This is a genomic window from uncultured Litoreibacter sp. (assembly GCF_947501785.1).
Taxonomy (GTDB): domain Bacteria; phylum Pseudomonadota; class Alphaproteobacteria; order Rhodobacterales; family Rhodobacteraceae; genus Litoreibacter.
In genome coordinates this window covers 980,093-999,307 of sequence record NZ_CANMXB010000001.1, presented here as the reverse complement: position 1 = coordinate 999,307, position 19,215 = coordinate 980,093, and the positions used below count along the sequence as shown (strand labels likewise).

The 19,215-nt window shown below is 58.9% G+C and carries 22 protein-coding genes; 9 read left to right on the top strand and 13 right to left on the bottom strand.

The window, feature by feature from the left end:
- Positions 1-9 precede the first annotated feature (9 nt).
- Genes Q0899_RS04885 through Q0899_RS04875 form a run of 3 tightly spaced genes read right to left on the bottom strand, consistent with a single transcriptional unit; the run spans position 10 to position 3,716 of the window.
- The gene (locus Q0899_RS04885; RefSeq protein WP_299191257.1) at positions 10-1,422 is read right to left on the bottom strand and encodes a YdiU family protein; all 1,413 of its coding nucleotides are present in this window, start codon (positions 1,420-1,422) and stop codon (positions 10-12) included.
- Between the two features lie 51 nt (positions 1,423-1,473).
- The gene (locus Q0899_RS04880) at positions 1,474-2,412 is read right to left on the bottom strand and encodes a nucleoside hydrolase (protein ID WP_299191256.1); all 939 of its coding nucleotides are present in this window, start codon (positions 2,410-2,412) and stop codon (positions 1,474-1,476) included.
- Positions 2,409-3,716 carry an HlyC/CorC family transporter gene (locus Q0899_RS04875; RefSeq protein ID WP_298290852.1) on the bottom strand — a complete coding sequence of 436 codons (1,308 nt, stop codon included), beginning with the start codon at positions 3,714-3,716 and terminating at the stop codon, positions 2,409-2,411. Before Q0899_RS04875 ends, Q0899_RS04880 begins: the two co-directional genes overlap by 4 nt.
- Positions 3,717-3,814: 98 nt before the next feature.
- Here Q0899_RS04875 and Q0899_RS04870 point away from each other — a divergent pair, with 98 nt between their 5' ends.
- Positions 3,815-4,612, top strand: a complete 798-nt coding sequence (locus Q0899_RS04870) for a metallophosphoesterase family protein (RefSeq protein WP_299191255.1) — start codon at positions 3,815-3,817, stop codon at positions 4,610-4,612.
- Between the two features lie 11 nt (positions 4,613-4,623).
- Here Q0899_RS04870 and Q0899_RS04865 read toward each other — a convergent pair whose 3' ends face one another.
- Genes Q0899_RS04865 through Q0899_RS04855 form a run of 3 tightly spaced genes read right to left on the bottom strand, consistent with a single transcriptional unit; the run spans position 4,624 to position 7,242 of the window.
- Positions 4,624-5,568, bottom strand: coding sequence for a site-specific tyrosine recombinase XerD (locus Q0899_RS04865; protein ID WP_299191254.1), 945 nt, complete (start codon positions 5,566-5,568; stop codon positions 4,624-4,626).
- Positions 5,565-7,118 carry a hypothetical protein gene (locus tag Q0899_RS04860; protein ID WP_299191253.1) on the bottom strand — a complete coding sequence of 518 codons (1,554 nt, stop codon included), beginning with the start codon at positions 7,116-7,118 and terminating at the stop codon, positions 5,565-5,567. The genes Q0899_RS04865 and Q0899_RS04860 overlap by 4 nt, the downstream gene beginning before the upstream one ends.
- Positions 7,108-7,242, bottom strand: coding sequence for a hypothetical protein (locus Q0899_RS04855; RefSeq protein WP_298290863.1), 135 nt, complete (start codon positions 7,240-7,242; stop codon positions 7,108-7,110). The genes Q0899_RS04860 and Q0899_RS04855 overlap by 11 nt, the downstream gene beginning before the upstream one ends.
- A gap of 137 nt (positions 7,243-7,379) precedes the next feature.
- Here Q0899_RS04855 and Q0899_RS04850 point away from each other — a divergent pair, with 137 nt between their 5' ends.
- The 3 genes from Q0899_RS04850 to Q0899_RS04840 all read left to right on the top strand — a co-directional run bounded on the left by Q0899_RS04850 (position 7,380) and on the right by Q0899_RS04840 (position 10,938).
- Positions 7,380-7,928 (top strand): shikimate kinase, encoded by a 549-nt coding sequence (locus Q0899_RS04850; protein WP_299191252.1) that lies wholly within the window; start codon positions 7,380-7,382, stop codon positions 7,926-7,928.
- A 2-nt stretch (positions 7,929-7,930) separates the two neighbouring features.
- Complete coding sequence (gene aroB, locus Q0899_RS04845; protein ID WP_299195234.1) at positions 7,931-9,031, top strand: 3-dehydroquinate synthase; 1,101 nt, start codon at positions 7,931-7,933, stop codon at positions 9,029-9,031.
- 218 nt (positions 9,032-9,249) lie between these two features.
- Positions 9,250-10,938, top strand: coding sequence for a calcium-binding protein (locus Q0899_RS04840; protein ID WP_299191251.1), 1,689 nt, complete (start codon positions 9,250-9,252; stop codon positions 10,936-10,938).
- Between the two features lie 70 nt (positions 10,939-11,008).
- Here the strand turns inward: Q0899_RS04840 and Q0899_RS04835 are convergent, their stop codons facing one another.
- The 4 genes from Q0899_RS04835 to Q0899_RS04820 all read right to left on the bottom strand — a co-directional run bounded on the left by Q0899_RS04835 (position 11,009) and on the right by Q0899_RS04820 (position 14,172).
- Entirely contained in the window at positions 11,009-11,506 is a 498-nt protein-coding gene (locus Q0899_RS04835; RefSeq protein ID WP_298357411.1) for a hypothetical protein, read from the bottom strand.
- 121 nt (positions 11,507-11,627) lie between these two features.
- Positions 11,628-12,137, bottom strand: a complete 510-nt coding sequence (rpsI, locus tag Q0899_RS04830) for a 30S ribosomal protein S9 (protein ID WP_298290875.1) — start codon at positions 12,135-12,137, stop codon at positions 11,628-11,630.
- Positions 12,138-12,139: 2 nt separating this feature from the next.
- On the bottom strand, positions 12,140-12,601 hold the full coding sequence (gene rplM / locus Q0899_RS04825; protein WP_298290878.1) for a 50S ribosomal protein L13: 462 nt from the start codon (positions 12,599-12,601) through the stop codon (positions 12,140-12,142).
- Positions 12,602-12,750: 149 nt separating this feature from the next.
- Positions 12,751-14,172 carry a PLP-dependent aminotransferase family protein gene (locus Q0899_RS04820; RefSeq protein ID WP_299191250.1) on the bottom strand — a complete coding sequence of 474 codons (1,422 nt, stop codon included), beginning with the start codon at positions 14,170-14,172 and terminating at the stop codon, positions 12,751-12,753.
- 97 nt (positions 14,173-14,269) lie between these two features.
- Here Q0899_RS04820 and Q0899_RS04815 point away from each other — a divergent pair, with 97 nt between their 5' ends.
- Positions 14,270-14,503, top strand: a complete 234-nt coding sequence (locus Q0899_RS04815; RefSeq protein WP_298290884.1) for a DUF1127 domain-containing protein — start codon at positions 14,270-14,272, stop codon at positions 14,501-14,503.
- Positions 14,504-14,584: 81 nt separating this feature from the next.
- Here Q0899_RS04815 and Q0899_RS04810 read toward each other — a convergent pair whose 3' ends face one another.
- Both Q0899_RS04810 and Q0899_RS04805 read right to left on the bottom strand, forming a co-directional pair.
- Positions 14,585-14,836, bottom strand: a complete 252-nt coding sequence (locus Q0899_RS04810; protein WP_299191249.1) for a hypothetical protein — start codon at positions 14,834-14,836, stop codon at positions 14,585-14,587.
- Between the two features lie 62 nt (positions 14,837-14,898).
- Positions 14,899-15,318 (bottom strand): PaaI family thioesterase, encoded by a 420-nt coding sequence (locus tag Q0899_RS04805; protein ID WP_299191248.1) that lies wholly within the window; start codon positions 15,316-15,318, stop codon positions 14,899-14,901.
- 58 nt (positions 15,319-15,376) lie between these two features.
- On the opposite strand from Q0899_RS04805, the gene Q0899_RS04800 reads away from it, so the two are divergent.
- A complete protein-coding gene (locus tag Q0899_RS04800) occupies positions 15,377-16,162 on the top strand; it encodes an enoyl-CoA hydratase (RefSeq protein WP_299191247.1) in 786 nt (261 codons plus the stop codon).
- 45 nt (positions 16,163-16,207) lie between these two features.
- Here Q0899_RS04800 and Q0899_RS04795 read toward each other — a convergent pair whose 3' ends face one another.
- Positions 16,208-16,810, bottom strand: coding sequence for a lytic transglycosylase domain-containing protein (locus Q0899_RS04795; RefSeq protein ID WP_298290896.1), 603 nt, complete (start codon positions 16,808-16,810; stop codon positions 16,208-16,210).
- 155 nt (positions 16,811-16,965) lie between these two features.
- Between Q0899_RS04795 and ssb the strand changes: the two genes are divergently transcribed.
- The 3 genes from ssb to Q0899_RS04780 all read left to right on the top strand — a co-directional run bounded on the left by ssb (position 16,966) and on the right by Q0899_RS04780 (position 19,214).
- Positions 16,966-17,469 carry a single-stranded DNA-binding protein gene (ssb, locus tag Q0899_RS04790; protein ID WP_298290899.1) on the top strand — a complete coding sequence of 168 codons (504 nt, stop codon included), beginning with the start codon at positions 16,966-16,968 and terminating at the stop codon, positions 17,467-17,469.
- A gap of 117 nt (positions 17,470-17,586) precedes the next feature.
- Positions 17,587-18,408 (top strand): ABC transporter permease, encoded by an 822-nt coding sequence (locus tag Q0899_RS04785; protein ID WP_299191246.1) that lies wholly within the window; start codon positions 17,587-17,589, stop codon positions 18,406-18,408.
- Positions 18,405-19,214, top strand: coding sequence for an ABC transporter permease (locus tag Q0899_RS04780; protein ID WP_299191245.1), 810 nt, complete (start codon positions 18,405-18,407; stop codon positions 19,212-19,214). Before Q0899_RS04785 ends, Q0899_RS04780 begins: the two co-directional genes overlap by 4 nt.
- Position 19,215 lies beyond the last annotated feature (1 nt).

Sequence of the window (19,215 nt, the reverse complement as noted above, 5' to 3'; positions counted from 1 at the left end):
AGCGCGCGTTCACGTGCCGCAAAAGGTCTGATGCACCAGCTCTTGCGCGACCGGGGCGGACTGCAGGTCGCTATGATCGGGTTGATCCTCAAACGGAGTTGCCAGCACGCTCACAATCCGGTGGAAGCGGGAAAGGTCACCGGCGACCGCCTCCTTGATTGCCAGCTCAATCTGGTGGTTGCGCGGGATGAAGGCGGGATTGGCGCGCGCCATAAGTCCCGCATCCGGAGACAGGGCGTTCCAACCTGACGCCCAATCGTCAAAGGCAGTGGGATCCACAAATTGGTCACGGGCTGTCCCGTTTAGCAGGCCCTGGAATGTCAGGGTGAAATCCGCCTGATTTTCCGCCATCCGGGTGAGCAGATCTTGAACCAGCGCGACTTCTGTGTCGCCGCCATCCGGCAGTCCCAGCTTGGCAAAGAAGACCTCTTTCCAAGCGTCGGTGTAGGCAGGACCAAAATCCTGCAGCGCTGCTTGGGCGGTCTCAACGGCCTTGTCCATGTTGTCGTCAATCAGCGGCAGCAGCGATGTTGCCAACTGGGCGAGGTTCCAGACCAGTATCTCTGGCTGTGCGCCGTAGGCGTAGCGCCCGAACTGGTCGATGGAAGAGAAAACTTTCGACGGGTGATAGGCATCCATGAAGGCGCAGGGGCCGTAATCAATCGTCAGCCCGCCGACATGGCAGTTGTCAGTGTTCATTACGCCATGGATGAAGCCCAGCCCCATCCATTTGGCCACCAGGTTGGCCTGCGCCGCGATGACTGCCTTCAGGAACCCCAGAGCGTCGCCTTGTTCCAGGTCTGGATAGTGCCGGGTTATTGCGAAATTCAGCAGGGCGGAGATGCCGTCCGTGTCCTGCTGGGAGGCGAAGTATTGAAACGTACCGACGCGGACATGGCTGGACGCCACTCTCGTCAAGATCGCGCCGGGGTAGCGCTGCTCGCGTAGAACTGTTTCGCCGGTGCTCACGGCGGCCAAAGCCCGGGTGGTCGGCACCTCAAATGCGGCCATGGCCTCGCTGACAATGTATTCCCGCAACACAGGTCCCAGCCAAGCCCGTCCGTCGCCAGAGCGTGAGTAGGGCGTCGGGCCGGATCCTTTGAGCTGAATGTCCCAATGTGCGCCGTCAGGGCCGGTCACCTCCCCAAGTAACAAGGCCCGTCCGTCGCCCAACCTTGGAGACCAGCCACCAAATTGATGGCCGGCATAGACCTGTGCAATTGGCTCTGCGCCATCGGGCACGCTATTGCCTGCCAGCATCGCCAGCCCATCGGCTGACGCCAGAAAGCCGGTATCCAGCCCCATCTCGGCTGCAAGCGCGTCATTCAACTTTAACAGCGCCGGTGCAGAGACCGGTTCTGCCCTCATTTTGGTAAAAAAACGCTCCGGCAGACGCGCGTAGCTGTTGTCAAATTCTAGCACGGCACAGCCCCATCATTGTTGCCAAAGTATTTCCGCCAGAGGCGGCAGACCTTACAAGCGCGCAATCCGCTCGGTCAGGAGAGCAAAGAAACCATCGGCATCCAGATCTCCCATAAACATCGCATTGGGGGCGCGGTCAGTCACCCGCCACCAGTCGGCCACCGTCATGCCCAGGGTGAGTTCCGATCCGGTTTCAATCACCACATTGACATGCCGCCCGGTAAACAGGTCCGGTTCCAACAGATAGGCGATGACGCAGGGGTCGTGCAGCGGCGCGCCCGCCGAGCCATATTTTTCCTTGTCGAACCGTTCAAAGAAGTCGGTCCATTCTGCCACCATCCGCCCCGGTTCGGTCCCCATGGCGCGGAATGCCTCGACACGCGGTGCCGTGGTCAGGGCTTTATGGGTGACATCCAATGGCATGACAACAAGGGGGACGCCGGATTTGAACACAATATCAGCGGCTTCGGGGTCAACGTAGATGTTGAATTCCGCGGCGGGGGTGATGTTGCCGACCTGAAAATAGGCGCCGCCCATCAGTACAATTTCCTGAACGCGGTCGACGATGTCCGGCGCTTTGTCAAAGGCCGTCGCGATGTTTGTCAGCGGCCCCAGTGGGCAAAGGGTAACTGTTCCGGGGTCCTCGCGGCGCAGGGTTTCAATAATGAAGTCGACCGCGTGGCCGTCGTGCAATGCCATCTGAGGCGTCGGCAGCTGTGGCCCGTCCAATCCAGTTTTGCCATGCACATGCTCGGCAGTTACCAGTTTGCGCCCCATTGGCGCGTCACAACCGGCATAGACCGCGATATCGGTGCGGCCCGCCAATTCGCAAACGATCAACGCGTTTTTCTGCGTAAGCGGAAGGGGGACGTTGCCCGCAACAGCGGTGATGCCCAGCACATCCAGCTCTGGCGAGGCCAGGGCCAGCAAGATAGCAACCGCGTCGTCCTGTCCGGGATCAGTGTCAATGATGATCTTGCGCGCGCTCACAACGGGCGAACCTTCAAGTTGGTGATGCGGTTCTCCGATTTCTGCGCAACTTCAAAGCGGTAGCCATGGAAGCTGAAGACCTGACCCTCGTCAGGAATGGATTGCGCTTCGTGAATGACCAAGCCCGCAACCGTGTTGGCTTCCTCATCTGGCAGGTCCCAATCCATCTGGCGGTTCAGGTCGCGGATCGTCATCGCGCCCTCAATCGCGTAGCTGCCATCAGCGGCGGCCTCGGGCGCGCTTTCTTCCTCAAGGTCGAACTCGTCGGTGATCTCACCCACGATTTCTTCCAAAATATCTTCAAGTGTGATCAGCCCCTGCAGGCTGCCATACTCGTCCACAACCAACGCAAAATGGCTGCTCTGCGCGAGAAATTGGCGCATCTGCTCTTCCAGAGTGGTGGTCTCAGGTACGAAATAGGGTTTGCGCATGACTTGGGTCACGTCAAAGCCATTTAACGAGCCGGTAAGCCCGTTAGGGCCGCGCAAGGCCTTGTCCACAGCACGTAGCAGGTCTTTTGCATGCAGGACGCCTACAATATTTTCAGGTTCATCGCGGTAAATAGGCAGCCGCGTATGGGCTGACTTCAGGCATTGCGCGATGATGTCTTCGGGCGTTCCTTCGACATCGATCATCTCGATCTCGGAGCGGTGCAACATAATCTCTTCAACGTCGCGTTCCGCCAAATCGAGCGCGCCCAGCAAGCGATCCCGTTGTTCTTTCTCGACCACACCCTCTTGGTGGCCTAACTCCAAAGCACCCGCAATTTCTTCATGGACGGAAAGGATCTGGCTGTCGGGGTCGGTTTCGACGCCGAACACCTTCAACATCTGCCTGACAAGCGCGCGGACCACGTTGACGACAGGCGCAAACACAAGAACAATGACCGAGATCGGCCCAGAGACTTTTGCCGCCGCCGTTTCCGCATTTGTGATCGCGTAGGTTTTTGGGAGCACCTCCGCAAAGATCAGCACCAGCAGGGTCATCACAAGTGTTGCCAAAGCAACGCCGGATTCACCAAAAAGATTGGTAAACAACGCGGTAGCAAGCGAAGCTGCCAAAATATTCACAAGGTTGTTGCCCAATAGAACCGACCCGATCAGCCGCTCATTGTCTTCGGTGATAGTCAGGGCGCGTTCCGCCCCGGGGGAACCTTTGTCAGCTTGCGAACGCAGCTTACCGCGGGAGGCGGCAGTCAGCGCGGTTTCCGAGCCGGAGAAGAAGGCCGACATCACCAACAACAAGATGATCGCCCCCGCAGTGAGCCAGGAGGCGGTGTCGATCAGCGATGAAGGGTCGTCCATTTGGGGTGTTTTATCCAGCAACTATTAGGGTACGTAGCTGTTATGGGGCCACGGGCTGCCCGGTTCAAGGGCAGGCAGGTGATGAGCAGGACAAGACCATGACCAAAATCGCACAGATTGGCACGTTGACCGGCGATGTTTTGCTGTTTGGCGGTCCCTATTCCAACCTGCAAGCCGCGCAAGCCCTGTTTCGCGCCGCGGCACATATTCCCAAGCCAAACCGCATCTGCACCGGCGACATCATTGCCTATTGCGCCGACCCCGTTGCCACGACGTCATTAGTGTTGAGCGAAGCCGGTCATTGCATTGCAGGAAATTGTGAGGTGCAGATTGCCAACGAGGCCGCCGATTGCGGATGCGGGTTTGAAGAAGGCTCCAGCTGCGATCTGGCTGCCAAGGGTTGGTATCCTTTTGCATCCGACCAGTTGGGTGCCGATTTGCGGTCCACATTTGCCGCTCTGCCCGACGTTGCCGTCTTCACCCATAATGGCAGCAGATACGCCGTCATCCATGGCGGGATGACCGATATCGCGCGTTTCATCTGGTCAAACTCGCCAGAGACGGTCTTCAAACAAGAATTTGCCGCTGTTGAAGCGCTGACAGGGCCAGTTGATGGTGTGATCAGCGGGCATTCCGGCATCCCGTTCCACCGACGCATCGGTGGCAAGTCATGGATCAATGCGGGTGTCATCGGCATGCCGCCGCATGATGGGTCGCAGCGAACGAGCTACGCCACGTTGGGCCGGGACGGGGTGAAATTCCATCAGCTGACTTATGACGCGGACGCCGCGGCGCAGGCTATGACACGGGCCGGACTGACATATGGCTACGAGACGTCGCTACTGACGGGGATATGGCCGTCCGAAGATGTGTTGCCTTTGGATTTGCGACGCTGAGCGAAGAGGCCTCAGTTGCCCTTCGCCAATGGATGTTTTTCCAAGACCAGCTCTTTCAACCGCTCATCCAGAACATGGGTATATATCTCAGTTGTCGAGATGTCGGCATGCCCCAACAGGGTCTGAATGGCCCTGAGATCGGCGCCGCCCGCCAGAAGATGCGTGGCAAATGCGTGGCGCAATGTGTGAGGGGTGACCTTGGAGGGATCAACACCGCCCGCGACGGCTAACTCCTTGATCAACAAATAGAACCGGTGTCGCGTCAGGTGCCCCGTTTTCCCGCGAGATGGGAACAGGAACTTGGATGCTGCAGCGCCGTTTTTCCTGGCCGCATCTTCCAGAGCATCTCGTCGCTTTATCCAGACGCCCAGCGCATCACGTGCTGCGGGCGCAAGCGGCACCATTCGTTCTTTGTCACCCTTGCCGCGCACCAGGATCATGCGGGGGTCACCACGTGCGGCAGAGACGGGCAGGGTGACCAATTCGCTGACCCGCATTCCCGTCGCATAGAGCAGCTGCATCATGCAGGTGTTGCGCAGCCTGTCATCTTGGCTTTTGGCTGAGGTCTGCGCCGCGCCTAGCAACTGATCAACTTCCTCCAATGACAATGTCTTGGGAAGCGATTTCTGGCGGCCCGGGCCCTTGATTTGAATTGCGGGGTTTTCTGCGCGCCAGCCTTCCTCGTAGGCGAAGCGGTATAGCTGTTTGATCGAAGACAGCCGCCTTGCGCGGGTGGATTGAGCAAGGCCCGCAGCGTCACAATCGATCAGGTAATTTTCGACGTCTATCCGGCCTGCGACCTCAAATGTCAGCCCCTTGCGTTCCAGCCACGCGGCGTAGTCCATCAGGTCGCGCCCATAAGCAAGGCGGGTGTTCTCGGATGCGTCCAGCTCTGCCGCTTGCGCGTCAAGAAAGGCAGAGATCCAACGGGACGAGGCCTGCGATATCTCGCTCATGCCCGGGGCCGCGTCAGCAGCATGTGCAACGCGGTTTGCCGCGCGACGTCGGCGAGGCCGAGTTGGTTGAGCAGCGTGAGCCCACGCTCGATATCTGCGGGGTCACTGCGTGGCCCATCAGCCATAAGCCCCATTGCCTGGATCACGGCTTCCCCCAGCCGGCGCTCGCTTAGGAGGCTTGCGAAGATTTCCGGCGGCGTTTCGGCGTTGAATGCGGCGATGACGGCGGCTTCCAGCGCGTCATCGCTGCGCGCGCCACCCAATTGACCGGTCGCGACGCGCTTCCACAGCTCAGGCGTACCGGATGGCAGGTCGGAATTAGCGGCCAGTTCATAGTCCTTCGACATCAATCCCGCGCGTATCGCATCTGATTGCGCTTCCGAGGTGAGGGGGAATTTCCCCAACTGCGGACCGTAACTTTGTGCAAATGCATGTTCCAATCCGGCACTACGCATCGCCCGCATGGCACGGGGCAGATGGGTTGATATGCCTCCAGGGTCTCCGGCCTTTAGTGACGTCTCAAACGCCTGGATCGCCTCCACCCGATCCCAAACACCGCCAGAGGCAGCGGGCGTGCGTTCGTTGTACAACGCGAAGAGCTGCGAAGGTGGAATGGCACCGGTCCGTGTCAGCCGTTCAGCGGCCGAAATACGGGATTTCCAGCCATTCTTGTCAGACAGGTTTGCATAGGCAAACGCATGCGGCAGCCCGCCAAGGCTAAGCGGCTCGCCAATGGCTTCGTGCATTCGGAAGGTCAGCGGTGTGATGCGGTCGGGGATTGGCAGCAGAGGCTCGCCCTCAAACAGTTCGGGGTCAAGGAAGCGCGACAGCAGGTCGACTTCCTTTTTGGTGATGACGCCAAGCGTTTCGCCGGTTCCAAGGGTCAGTGCGGCTGCATCCCAATCGCCTGCGCGCGCCAGACAGAAAATGCGTGCGGGGTAGGTGGGGGCGATGGACGGTGTTTGCAGCATCGAAGTGCATGCGGCGTCTTCGCGCCCGGTCAGCAGGCTGACGTCAAACCACCTCCCAAATAGCACTGGCCGTGTGGGGCCGGCGCGTTGCACCAGTGCTTGCGCCTGGTCGAGCGCGCCAATTTCCAAAAACTTGTCCACACGGGCCAGAAACATCTCTGCCCCATCCGCGCTATCGGCCGGGGCTGGCAGTTCGGCCAGCAGCAAGGTTGTCAGGAATTGCGACAGCGGCGGGGGGAGATCGGCGCGCAGATCACTCAGCTGCATCCCCAGCGCCTTCGCCGACGATCGGGTCCAGAAATCAGCAGGTAAGCCGGTGGTCGAGCGGGGCAGCAACCCAACTGCGTCCAATTTTATTTGGCCTAATGGGGTCGTGGTCACCTCGATCACTGATGCGGACTCTGTCACATCTTGGCTAGAGGGCGCGGGTTGGTTGGTGATGGGCTTAGGCACTTCACGCACCACGTCGGACAGCCAGTCGATCGCCGAAAGCGGCTCAGAATCGGTTTGCGCGGCCAAGTGGATGGGCGCAGCCGCCAGGCTGAGGGTCAGGATTAGTCCAGGTCCGTTAATTCGCATCCAGCACAACCGGTTGATTCACCTCGACCCGATTTGGCGACAGGTCGCCAAAATACGCATAGCCGATAATTGCGACAATGCCCATCACGATCAGGAAAACCAATAGCTTTAAAAGCCGCCCCATATGCCTCTGCCTTAACTTTGCTCTGCCTCATTGGGGTGGTCATTCATTGTTACGCCGCCCCTTTCGTTGGATTTATATATGGCATTTGCAGCAAGATCACGCCATTCAGGCGTAAGAAATAATTTTTGAGCGAGAGAATGCCACCTGACGCGCCAAAATTACGCAAACCCGTCGTGCTAGTGGGGATGATGGGCGCGGGCAAAAGCGCTGTAGGACTGGCCCTGGCCCAATTGCTCGGCGTGGACTTCCTTGATTCAGATGACGCGATGGTGGAAGCGGCGAATATGAGCATCGCCGAGATTTTTGAACGCGACGGTGAAGACTTCTTCCGTGCCCGCGAAACGGAAGTGATTGATCGGCTGCTGACCGGAAAGCCAGCCATCGTGTCAACGGGCGGCGGCGCATTCATGGCCGAGCGCAATCGCATATTGATCGCCGAGAAGGCTGTCACGGTCTGGTTGAAAGCGGATCTGGAGCTGTTGTGGAACCGCGTAAAGCACAAAACCACCCGCCCATTGCTGCGCACCGACAATCCGCGCCGCACTTTGGGAGAGATTTTTGAGACGCGCACCCCGATCTACGCTTTGGCAGACCTGGCCGTTAACGCACGGGACGACTATTCAATCGAGGATATGGCGCGCGCGGTAATGGCCGCGCTGCAAGAGGCAGGAATTGTAGGGCAATGAGCATGGAAAAGCTGCGGGTTGAGCTGGGTGAGCGGTCCTACGACATTCTGATCGGTGAGGGATTGTTGGGGCAAGCCGGCCAGCTGATGTCCAATCTTGCTATTCGGGGCAGGGTGGCTGTTCTAACGGATGAAAACGTCGCGGCGCTGCATCTTGAGACTTTGCGGCACGGCTTGTCAGCAGCCGGTATTGAGATGGTGTCGCTGGCATTACCTGCCGGCGAGGCCACCAAAAGCTGGCCGCATTTCTCCCGTGCAGTGGATTGGCTGTTGGAACAACGTGTCGAACGCGGCGATGTCGTGGTTGCGCTCGGCGGCGGCGTCATTGGCGATCTTGCTGGATTTGCGGCTGCCGTGCTGCGACGTGGGGTGCGCTACGTTCAGATACCGACGTCTTTGCTGGCTCAGGTGGACAGCTCTGTCGGTGGTAAGACGGCAATCAATTCTGCGCATGGTAAGAACCTCATTGGCGCTTTCCACCAACCTGCTTTGGTTTTGGCTGATGTCACCGCTTTGGGCACTTTGTCGGATCGCGACTTTCTGGCGGGCTACGGAGAGGTGATGAAGTATGGGCTGCTCGGAGACGCCAGTTTCTTCGACTGGTTGGAATCCAACGCGCCCGATATGGCCGCGGGCGACGTGGCCAAGCGTATCTATGCGGTCAAACGGTCTTGCGAGATGAAAGCAGCGATCGTTGCCCGCGACGAGACGGAGCAAGGCGAACGGGCTTTGCTGAATCTTGGCCACACCTTCTGCCATGCGCTTGAAAATGCGACCGGATATTCCGACCGGCTACTGCATGGCGAAGGCGTCGCTGTGGGCTGTGCGCTTGCATTTGAGGTGTCGGCCCGGATGGGGCTTTGCAGTCAGGAAGATCCTAGCCGGGTTCGCGCGCATCTCGCGCAGATGGGACTTAAGCGCGACTTGCGCGATATCGCTGGCGACTTGCCGGGGCCAGACAAGCTGGTGGAGCTGATGGGCCAAGACAAGAAGGTCGTGGCGGGGACGCTGAATTTCATCATGGCACGTGGAATCGGCGAGGCCTTTGTGACTTCAGATGTTGATCTGCAAGTCGTTCGGGATGTCCTTGCCGACAGCGCTTAGGGTGCCCTTTCTTATCCAGTAAGCATGCCGGACGGTCGCTCCGGACCGCAATTGCCCTGTTTCCAAGGGTTTTGGGGTAGCAGGAAACCGTTGGCGTTAACCAATTTCCAAATTGGAAACGCTGTGTTCATGTCGAAAATGAGGCAACAATTTGACACCGAGGAGGCAATGGCAGACCTTCTCGCAGAGGGTTCATTGTACACGTCTGGGGTAACGACATGATTTCTGCTGCTTTGCTACTTGCCATATCTGGCTCATTTGCTGCTGGCTTGACGGTGTTTGAAGGCACCGATGAGGATGACCGCCTGGAAGGCACTGATGCTGATGAAGGGTTTAACGGTGGCGACGGTGATGACAGCATCTTCGGCGGCCTTGGGGCCGATGTCCTGTCGGGCGGTGCCGGCAACGATGAAATTGACGGCAGCTTTGGCGATGACCTGATTTCAGGGGGTGACGGCAATGACAGCCTGTTCGGCGGTCGCGGCGATGACGAGATCGCGGGCGGCGCGGGCGATGACTTTATCACCGCAGGTCGCGGCGACGACATCGTGTTCGGCGAGGATGGGGACGACATCATCAAGTCGCGCCAGGGCAATGACACGGTCTATGGCGGCAATGGGAACGACTCCATTGCGGCGGGTCGTGGCAACGATACGGTCGATGGCGGCGCCGGCGACGATGCCATTGACGGCAACTTCGGCGATGACACGATCAACGCGGGCGAAGGCGACGATATGGTCTTCGCCGGTCGCGGCGATGATGTGGTTGATTTGGGCGCGGGTGACGACAGCGTCACAGGCGGCCGGGGCGACGACATTCTGATCGGTGGCGAGGGCAATGACGTGCTGCAGGGCGACCGCGGCGACGATGTGCTGATCGCGGGCGACGGCGAGGACACGCTGACCGGCGGCAAGGCCGGTGCGGACCTGTTCGTGCTGGATCTGGGCAATCCGGGCAACACTATTACCGACCTGGATGCGCCGGACCAGATTGTGATCAACACTGCCACGCCGGTAGATATTGACGACGTCGAAATCGTGCAAGTGTCTGACGGCACAGCTGAATTGGTCATCGACGGCGCGGTGCATGCGACCATCTCTGGCGATGTGGCCGACCTGTTGCCTGAAGACATCCTGTTCCGCGACATTTCCGAGACGGGCAACACCGCCGAAGAAATTCTGGCGGGCTACTCGCTGCTTGAAGTGCCTTTGAACCTGATTGAGGGCACAGATATTGGCGAAGAGATTGACGGCACCGAAGTCGGTGACGACATCCAAGCGGGTGCTGGAGATGACATCGTGAATGCGCTTACTGGCGACGATAACATCTTTGGCGGACCGGGCGCAGATATGCTGAACGGCAATGAAGGTGACGACCGGGTATCCGGCGGGGCTGGAAATGATGTGGTCAACGGCAATGACGGGGACGACAACCTGCTGGGCGGCGGCAACACCGACCAGATCAATGGCGGCGACGGTGACGACCTGCTGAACTCCGGCGCGGGTGAGAACGACCTGCTGATGGGCGAAATGGGCAATGACACGTTGCTGGCTGAGGCGCTGAGCGTTGATGCGACACTCATAGGCGGCGAGGGCACCGACACATTCATTATTGAAGATGGTGCAAGCGGCGTGGAAATCGCCGATTTTGAAGCCGGCGAGATGATTGTCGTCCGCTTTGACGGGCTGGTACGCGACGTGGTGGTTGAGCCTCTGTCCGACACGCAAGCTCAGATCATCGTGAACCCGGGCAACATTGATTTGCGTTACGCGATTATCGTGAACGGGCCAGCGGCGGGCGCGCTGACAACGGATGATGTTGTGATCGAAGGCGATCTGCCTGTTGTAGCCGATCCGTTGCCACCTATAGCGGTAGACCCTGCACCGGAGCCAATGCCGGTTCTGTAGCGTCCAATCTGCGACTGATTAACTGAAGAGGCTGCGCCACATCTGGCGCGGCTTTTTCTTTTTTGTCAGACTAGTAACGGCGTTTCTTGATGTAACCCTTGCCGTAGCAATGGCCGCATTCCGTGTGCCCGCGCCTGCCATGATAGCTGCCGCGCCCGTCGCAGACATGGCAGGGTACGGTGTCGTCGCCGCCCTCACGGTCGTCGTCGAAATACCCCATCCGCATCTTGGCGATCTTGTTTCGGTCGGCGCGCCTTTGATTTTCGATGCGCTGCATCGCCAGCTTGTGTTCAAGCTGGCGTATATCTTCCGCGCGGCGATATTCAGGGTCGTCATTGAGCGAAAAGCGTTTTGCGATGGAAGGCTCAGTCGGCTTGGAGGTGGCCAGATGGCCAAGCGCGCCGAGCTTCACCTTCGGACCGCTCGGGGCAGGAGGCTCGGCAGCTTGCGCGCGGGCAGCGGCTTCTTCGGCTTTCTTCTTGGCCTGTGCTTCCTCATGTGCGTCCAGCACTGTTTTGGCGGCGGCGCGCAGCAGCTGTTGCCACAGGGGGCGTTGTGGGGCGGGCATGTCAGACTCCCATAAATACATCTCTTAAATGCGGGCAGGGTAACACAGACTGCCACTTTTGGGGAGGCCACGAAAAAGGCCGCCCCAAAGGGCGGCCTCTCGCAATGTCGTTTTGTGCAGCTTAACGCTTCGAGAACTGGAAGCTCTTACGCGCTTTGGCTTTACCGTATTTCTTCCGCTCAACCACACGGCTGTCGCGGGTCAGGAAGCCTGCGGCTTTCAAAGCGCCGCGCAGGGAGGGATCATAAAGCTGCAGCGCTTTCGAGATGCCGTGCTTGACCGCGCCCGCTTGACCGGACAGGCCGCCGCCTTTGACGGTCGCTTGCACGTCGAACTGATCTTCGGTGCCGGACACGGTGAAAGGCTGGCGCAGGATCATTTGCAGCACGGGGCGGGCAAAATAGGTGTTCTGCTCTTTGCCATTCACGGTGACCTTGCCGGAGCCCGGCTTGATCCAAACGCGGGCGACCGCGTCTTTACGCTTGCCGGTCGCATAGGAGCGGCCCAGCTCGTCACGGACAGGCTCGCGCGTGATGGCGGCGGACACGGCTTCAGCGGCAGTGTTTTCAGCCAGTGCACCGGCGTCCACAACCTCATTCAGGTCGTCGAGTGTTTTTACTTCGTCAGCCATGTCTATGCGCTCCGCGTGTTTTTCGGGTTCATGGCTTTAACGTCCAGAACCTCAGGAGATTGTGCTTCATGCGGGTGATCAGCCGATGCGTAGACACGCAGGTTGGTCATTTGCTGACGCGACAGCACGCCGCCGGGCAGCATGCGTTTGACTGCGTTCACAACAACGCGCTCTGGGTGTTTGCCTTCCAGAATTTGCTGCTTGGTGCGCGACTTGATCCCGCCGGGGTGGCCGGTGTGCCAGTAGAAGTTTTCTTCGCGCTTCTTGCCGGTCATCTGGATTTTGTCAGCGTTGATGATGATCACGTTGTCGCCCATGTCCATGTGCGGCGTGAAGGAGGGCTTATGCTTGCCACGCAGGCGCATAGCCACGATCGACGCGAGGCGGCCCAGAACAACGCCTTCAGCGTCGATCAGGATCCATTTCTTGTCGATATCGCTAGGTGTAGCGGTAAAGGTTTTCATGGTTCTTCCTCAGAAACTTGTGCCATGGGGCAGGTGCCCCTTGGGATTGGGGTGTTCTAAGGGAATTGGTGGCGTAGTCAACGCATGTTTTCGCGTTTTATGCTTTGCAAAACAATGGCTTGTAAATAAGGTATTTAGTTACCCCATATTTAGACGCCAATTTGCTCGGGCGGATTGTCCAACAGGTCGCGCAGCCGGGCAATGGCGTTCTCGTAGCTTTCCAGGCTGACCCCTGCATTCACCGCGAACCGCACTGCGTGGCAGGCGGGGGCTGAGCGGGCTTGATAATCCTCAGCAGATCGAATTTGCACTTCTTTCGCCTCCGCCGCCTGACAGAACGCACTTGCGCGCCAGCCCTCGGGCAGGGTGAGCCACATGAACAACACGTCATGGCGCCACTTCAGGTCATAGCCGCCAAGGATGTTCACCGCCGCTTGCACGTAGCTGTTTGTGGTTTCGCGGACGTGTTCGGTGATCTCGGGCAATTGCGGGTGGGTCAACAACTTAGCGCATAGGTCCGTCAAAGGGGTGGCGACGCCGAAGAAGGAATGCTCCGCCGCGCGGCGAAGGTAGGAGGCCTTGTCGGGCGGGGTCGCAACAAATCCCAAGCGAAGAGCTGGGGTCAGCGTTTTGGAGATGGAGGAGACGAACCATGTGCGTTCAGGTGCCAACATCCGGTAGGAGGGCGACTGCGCCGCGCTCATCCGGTAGCAGTCGTCTTCGAGAATTTCGATATCGAGCTTGCGGCAGACCCGCACGATCTGGTCACGACGTTCTTCAGGGGTAAAGGCGCAGGTCGGATTGTGGACCTCCGGCGACGTGCAGAGAATTTGAGCGCCATGATTGCGGGCGGCGGTTTCCAGGGCTTCTGGGATCAGCCCGTCCTCGTCCATTTTGATTGGTACAATGTCCGCCCGAAGCAGCTCAGCCGCGCGCCGGAAGCCGGGATAGGCCAGCTCTTCGACCAATATGGTAGGCTTGCGACCGCGCAAAAGCGCTTGGAACACCAGCAGGATTGCGTTTTGGCCGCCATTTGCAAGCACCACATCTTGTGCGCTGACGGGACCAATCGGCGCTTGTGAGAGCCATGTTGCCGTCGCCTCGCGCGCGGGCAAGGACCCTGCGCGGCTCGGATAATGCATCATGCCCGATGGCGGATCCTGCGCGATCTCGGCAAAAAGCGATCTAATGAGGCGTGACTGTCCGCGGCTTGGAAGGTGCGGGGACAGCATATTGACTGCGTAGCTGTTTGAGTCGGAATTGTGAGGGATAACATCGACTTCAATGGCGTTTCCCGTCAGTGGCGCATCTTGGCTGTCTGCGGAACCATCGGCAACGAAAGTGCCACGTCCCACCACGGCCTCCAAGGTTCCGGCATCGACAAGTAGTGAATAGGCGCGCGCGACGGTTCCCGGTGTGACGGACAACTGATATGCGACCTCGCGCACGGGCGGCAGCTTTTCGCCCTTGCGCAGATCGCCTTTCAGCACCGCGTTGCGGATTGCATCGGTCAGGGTTTGGTATTTGGGGCCGGTCGCGGCGGCCAGATCGGGAAACCATATTGTATTCATAACAATGTATCGCTCGACTCACACAATTTCACTTTGTATCAATGCATCTGTAGCAATCATGCTACATTGTATCAATACAAATTTGGAGGATTGTCCCATGTCATTGATCACTCAACCGCTCTCCGTTGACCTGACCGCATTGTCTGCCCGCCCCGTTTTGGCGCCAGCAGCCCGCGTGGCCGTCAAGGTGGCCGTTGTGTTGACGACTTGGGACGAGGCCTACCGCAGCCGACAGACGTTGAAGCAGCTAACCCCCGACCAGCTGCATGACGTGGGCCTGACGCGCGCCCAAGCGTTGACCGAGGCCAAGCGCGGATTCTGGTTCTCATAGTGCTTCCTGAGGGTCTCGCTTTCTTCCCCGTTGGCGCGACCCACAACTTGCCGGGCTCAAGGGCCCGGCCTTTTTTGCGGTTTATGTGGAATAGACGATGGCAGCGCCCATAGAGATACCCCACGCGATCAGCGCGAACCACGCAGGTGGGATGGCCAGCGACGCCAATGCGATTAGCCAACGTTTCCTAACCAGATAGCGCACCACCATCCCGAATTGTCCGAGTGCCAGCAGCATCCCGACAAAGAATGTGAAAATCTCCATCAGCACTGCGACCAATGGGTCCGCCATGCCTGCGAGAAACAGCTCCTGGCCCAGTTTCACTGCGCCCACGAAGGCTAGCCCCCAGACAATCGGGGAAATCAGGATTAGCGTCTCTATGGGTGTTGGGCGTGTCACGACGGCGGAATGGAATAGGTCAACGAGGCGCGAGCGACGGGTTTGTCGGGTGCAGCTTCGGAATAAAGCCGCCCTTCGGTGACGGCCAGCACGCGGCCGAGTTTCAATAGCTCCATTTTGCAAAGCAAGCGGCCGGGGGGCGGTTTGCGCATGAAGTCGATGGAGCAATTGGTGGTCACCGCCAAAGCCACGGGGCCAAGTTTGGACAGGATACAAAAATAGGCGCAGACATCGGCCAGTGCGAACATGGCCGGGCCGGACACAGTGCCGCCGGGGCGCAGGTGCTTGTCCTCGGCTGCAAGCGCCATGGTGACATGGGTGGGAGTGACCTCGACAAACTCGAAATCATCGGCGACCTGCGTGAAGTCGCGTTTGAGGAACTCTGCGAGGTCCTCTGCAGTCATTTTAAGGTCCATGCTTCCCTCTGGTCACTTTGTGGGGTTAGCTTGGCGCAAAGGAATGGGATGATGCAAGATGAGTGACGACTTACTGTTGCGCGAAGATCGAGGCGCGGTTGCATGGTTGACGATGAACAACCCGTCGAAGCTGAACGCCTTGTCGGACGAGATGTTGGCCGCTTTGCAAGGCGCGTTTGACGCGATTGCGGAAGATGGCGCGGTGAAGGCCGTTGTGTTGCGCGGCGCAGGCAAGGCGTTTTGCGCGGGCCATGACCTGAAGCAGATGACCGCCGCGCGCCAGTCGGAGGATGGCGGCACCGCTGCGTTCAAAGACCTGTTCGACCGATGCGCGGCGATGATGATGACGATCAAGCGGATGCCGCAACCTGTGGTGGCCTCGGTCCATGGAATTGCCACGGCGGCGGGCTGCCAACTGGTGGCGTCCTGCGATCTTGCCGTGGCCGAAGAGGGCACGCGCTTTGGGGTGAACGGGGTCAACATAGGGCTGTTCTGCTCCACGCCAATGGTGGCGTTGTCGCGCAACATCGCGGCGAAGCAGGCGTTTGAGATGTTGGTCACCGGCGAATTTGTCGAGGCCTCACGCGCCCGCGAGCTGGGGCTGATCAACCGCGTGGCGCATGATCTGGAGGCGGAGACGGCGGAGCTGGCAAACCTCGTGGCTTCCAAGCTGGGAGCGGCGGTTCGGATCGGCAAGCGCGCGTTTTATCAGCAGTTGGAGATGGGGTTGTCAGAAGCCTATGCCTTCACAGGCGACGTGATGGTCGAGAATATGGGCGTGGCCGATACGGAGGAAGGGATTGCCGCATTTCTGGAGAAGCGCCCGCCGAATTGGGACAGCTAGACGGCCCTGCGGGGCTTTGAGTATTTTTGGAGCAATGATGGAGGCTTAGCTGCCGAGAATTTTTCGGACGTAGTTCTTTGTCTCGCGGTAGGGCGGGATGCCGTTGTATTTTTCAACCGCACCGGGGCCCGCATTATAGGCCGCAAGGGCCAGCCGCCAGCTGCCGAATTTTTTGTACATCTGCCGCAGGTAGCGCGCGCCGCCTTCAAGATTTTGTTTCGGGTCATGCGGGTTGACGCGCAGCACGCGAGCTGTGCCGGGCATGAGCTGAGCCAGACCGATAGCCCCCTTGTGGGACCGTGCATTGGGGTTGAACCCGCTTTCTTGCTGCACGAGCCGCAAGAACAGGTTTTCGGGGATGCCGTGCTTGCGTGCGGCGGCTTTGGCTGCATTCAGGTATTGCCCACGATATTTGCCGCGGTATGTCGGGATCGTTGTGGCGCGGACCGACGCAAGTTTTGGCTTGCCCGGCTGATATCTGACTGAGCCTTTATATTGCTTGGACAGGCGCCCATCGAGCAGGCGGGCTTGCGATTTGAAGATGCGCTCACGAGAGGAGCTGGAGCCGGTCACGGACACGCCGTCGGCGAAGCCTGCTTGAGGGCCTATCAGCCCCAATGCCAGCACGACACTTAGTAATAACCGCATACTGCTCAACCACCCGTTTATCCTTGCGCGGGACTATAGCCGATTTTGGCCGATGGACCAGACCTTGTGTGTCTTGGGCGGGAATTCGCTGTTTATTAACCATCTGTAGGTGAGGTAGGGTCGCTGGAAATTCAGAATCGGGGAGAACGCCTGCCATGGCTGGTTCGGTCAACAAAGTAATTCTTATCGGCAATCTGGGGCGCGACCCCGAGGTGCGCACGTTCCAGAACGGTGGCAAAGTGTGCAACCTGCGCATCGCGACATCGGAGACCTGGAAAGACAAAAATTCTGGCGAACGCCGTGAGCGCACAGAATGGCACTCAGTCGCCATTTTCTCTGAGCCGCTGGCGCGTGTGGCCGAGCAATACCTCAAGAAGGGCTCGAAAGTGTATCTGGAAGGCCAGCTGGAAACCCGCAAATGGCAGGACCAAAGCGGCGCGGACCGGTATTCGACCGAGGTTGTGCTGCGGCCCTATACCTCGACCTTGACCATGCTGGACGGGCGTGGTGACAGCGGCGGAGGCGGCGGCAGCTACGGTGGTGGCGGCCAAAGCGGCGGCTACAGCGACGACCCGATGGGCGGCGGGGGTGGCAGCTACGGCGGCGGCCAACAAAGCGGCGGATCCAGCAGTGATTTGGACGACGAGATCCCGTTCTAGGCTCACGACCGGGGCTTGCTCTGAAAAGCTAATCGTTTCAAACTGATCCCCGGGTACGATGCCCGGGGATTTTTCGTCATAGCCACCTCACTTGATACCGAAGCCAAACGAGGGCTTTTGCTGATCTCGCCCACGGCGGTCTATGTGCTGTTGCTGTTAGCCGCACCTTTGGCGGCGGTGCTGACCTTCAGCTTTTGGACACAAGACTTTCTAACCATCGACCGCACCCTGACGTTGAACAACTACCGCGAGGCGTTCACCGACCCAATATACCGCACGCTGATGGTGCGCTCGCTCATCATCTCGGGCGTCGTGACGGTCGTAACGGTCTTGCTCGCTTTCCCGCTGGCCTATTTCGTCTCTTTTTATGTCGATCCGTCACGCAAGGCGCTATGGATTTTCCTGATCACCATTCCGTTCTGGACCAGCTACTTGCTGCGGGTGTTTCTGTGGAAGGTGATTTTGGGGTTCAATGGGGTCCTTAACTCTGGGCTTCTGTCGCTTGGGCTGATCGACGAGCCGATTACCTTTCTGCTTTATAACGCCAATGCCGTAGTCATCACGGCGGCCCATGCGTTTGCGCCCTTTACCATCTTGCCGATCTACGTCGCGCTCGAGAAGATCGACCGCTCGCTGTTAGAGGCGTCGCGCGATCTGGGCGAAAGCCGGATGAGGACGTTTTTTCGGGTGACCCTGCCATTGGCTATGCCCGGTGTTATCGCCGCAACCTTGATCGTCTTCATCCCGATCATCGGGGATTACGTGACGCCGCGCCTGGTCGGCGGGCCCAATGGTTTGATGATCGCAAACATGATCCAGACCCAGTTCCTGAAGCTCAACAACGCGCCCATGGGGGCGACGCTGGCGGTGTTGGCCATGTGCGCGGTCACGGCCATTTCGCTGATCTTCGTCTTCTTAAACCGAAAGTACCTGCGATGAAGGGCGGCTGGCTGCGCATATACGCGATCACTTACCTGATCTTTTTGTACCTGCCGGTGATCTTGCTGCCGATGTTTGCGTTCAACTCCGGCACCGTAATGGCGTTCCCGCTGAAGGGCTTCACCACGCAGTGGTTCGTGCAGCTGACAGGGATTGAGGCGCTACACGGCGCGTTGCTCAATTCGATCGTCATTGCGCTGACCACGGCGACATTGTCCGTGGTTTTGGGCATTTGCGCGGCGCGGGCCTCCACCCGGTTCAAGTTCCCGTTCAAGGCGCCGATCATGGGGGCCATTATGGTGCCGCTGGTGCTGCCCGAAATCATAGTTGCTGTGTCCTTGCTGGTGGTGGTGGTGCAGGTGTTCGGACTGCCATTGTCGGCGTGGACGGTGATTGCGGGCCACACTCTGATCTGCACACCATTCGCGATTGCAATCCTCACCTCGGCCTTCCAGGGGCTGGATCAATCTCTGGAAGAGGCCGCTGTAGATCTGGGTGAAACGCGTTGGGAGGCCTTCAAAAACGTAATTCTACCGCTCGTCTCTCCCGGCATTGTGGCGTCGTTTTTGATCTGTTTCACCATCTCGCTTGACGAGTTCATCATCGCCTTCTTCCTAACCGGGGCGGAGCCGACCTTGCCGGTCTACATCTGGTCGCAACTGCGCTTCCCGACCAAAATTCCGGCCGTTATGGCGTTGGGTACGCTGATGCTTCTGGCCTCGCTCATCATCCTGAGCGTGGCAGAGTTTTACCGGCGTCGCGGCGTGGCGCGGGTTGGCGGCAAAGACAGCGGGGGCTTCTTGTGAG

What these genes read in the sequence shown, in the direction of transcription:
- Q0899_RS04875 (WP_298290852.1), bottom strand. Translation starts at nt 3,716, where the DNA reads ATGGACGACCCTTCATCGCTGATCGACACCGCCTCCTGGCTCACTGCG.
- Q0899_RS04870 (WP_299191255.1), top strand. Translation starts at nt 3,815, where the DNA reads ATGACCAAAATCGCACAGATTGGCACGTTGACCGGCGATGTTTTGCTG.
- Q0899_RS04865 (WP_299191254.1), bottom strand. Translation starts at nt 5,568, where the DNA reads ATGAGCGAGATATCGCAGGCCTCGTCCCGTTGGATCTCTGCCTTTCTT.
- Q0899_RS04860 (WP_299191253.1), bottom strand. Translation starts at nt 7,118, where the DNA reads ATGCGAATTAACGGACCTGGACTAATCCTGACCCTCAGCCTGGCGGCT.
- Q0899_RS04855 (WP_298290863.1), bottom strand. Translation starts at nt 7,242, where the DNA reads ATGGGGCGGCTTTTAAAGCTATTGGTTTTCCTGATCGTGATGGGCATT.
- Q0899_RS04850 (WP_299191252.1), top strand. Translation starts at nt 7,380, where the DNA reads ATGCCACCTGACGCGCCAAAATTACGCAAACCCGTCGTGCTAGTGGGG.
- aroB (WP_299195234.1), top strand. Translation starts at nt 7,931, where the DNA reads ATGGAAAAGCTGCGGGTTGAGCTGGGTGAGCGGTCCTACGACATTCTG.
- Q0899_RS04840 (WP_299191251.1), top strand. Translation starts at nt 9,250, where the DNA reads ATGATTTCTGCTGCTTTGCTACTTGCCATATCTGGCTCATTTGCTGCT.
- Q0899_RS04835 (WP_298357411.1), bottom strand. Translation starts at nt 11,506, where the DNA reads ATGCCCGCCCCACAACGCCCCCTGTGGCAACAGCTGCTGCGCGCCGCC.
- rpsI (WP_298290875.1), bottom strand. Translation starts at nt 12,137, where the DNA reads ATGGCTGACGAAGTAAAAACACTCGACGACCTGAATGAGGTTGTGGAC.
- rplM (WP_298290878.1), bottom strand. Translation starts at nt 12,601, where the DNA reads ATGAAAACCTTTACCGCTACACCTAGCGATATCGACAAGAAATGGATC.
- Q0899_RS04820 (WP_299191250.1), bottom strand. Translation starts at nt 14,172, where the DNA reads ATGAATACAATATGGTTTCCCGATCTGGCCGCCGCGACCGGCCCCAAA.
- Q0899_RS04815 (WP_298290884.1), top strand. Translation starts at nt 14,270, where the DNA reads ATGTCATTGATCACTCAACCGCTCTCCGTTGACCTGACCGCATTGTCT.
- Q0899_RS04805 (WP_299191248.1), bottom strand. Translation starts at nt 15,318, where the DNA reads ATGGACCTTAAAATGACTGCAGAGGACCTCGCAGAGTTCCTCAAACGC.
- Q0899_RS04800 (WP_299191247.1), top strand. Translation starts at nt 15,377, where the DNA reads ATGAGTGACGACTTACTGTTGCGCGAAGATCGAGGCGCGGTTGCATGG.
- Q0899_RS04795 (WP_298290896.1), bottom strand. Translation starts at nt 16,810, where the DNA reads ATGCGGTTATTACTAAGTGTCGTGCTGGCATTGGGGCTGATAGGCCCT.
- ssb (WP_298290899.1), top strand. Translation starts at nt 16,966, where the DNA reads ATGGCTGGTTCGGTCAACAAAGTAATTCTTATCGGCAATCTGGGGCGC.
- Q0899_RS04780 (WP_299191245.1), top strand. Translation starts at nt 18,405, where the DNA reads ATGAAGGGCGGCTGGCTGCGCATATACGCGATCACTTACCTGATCTTT.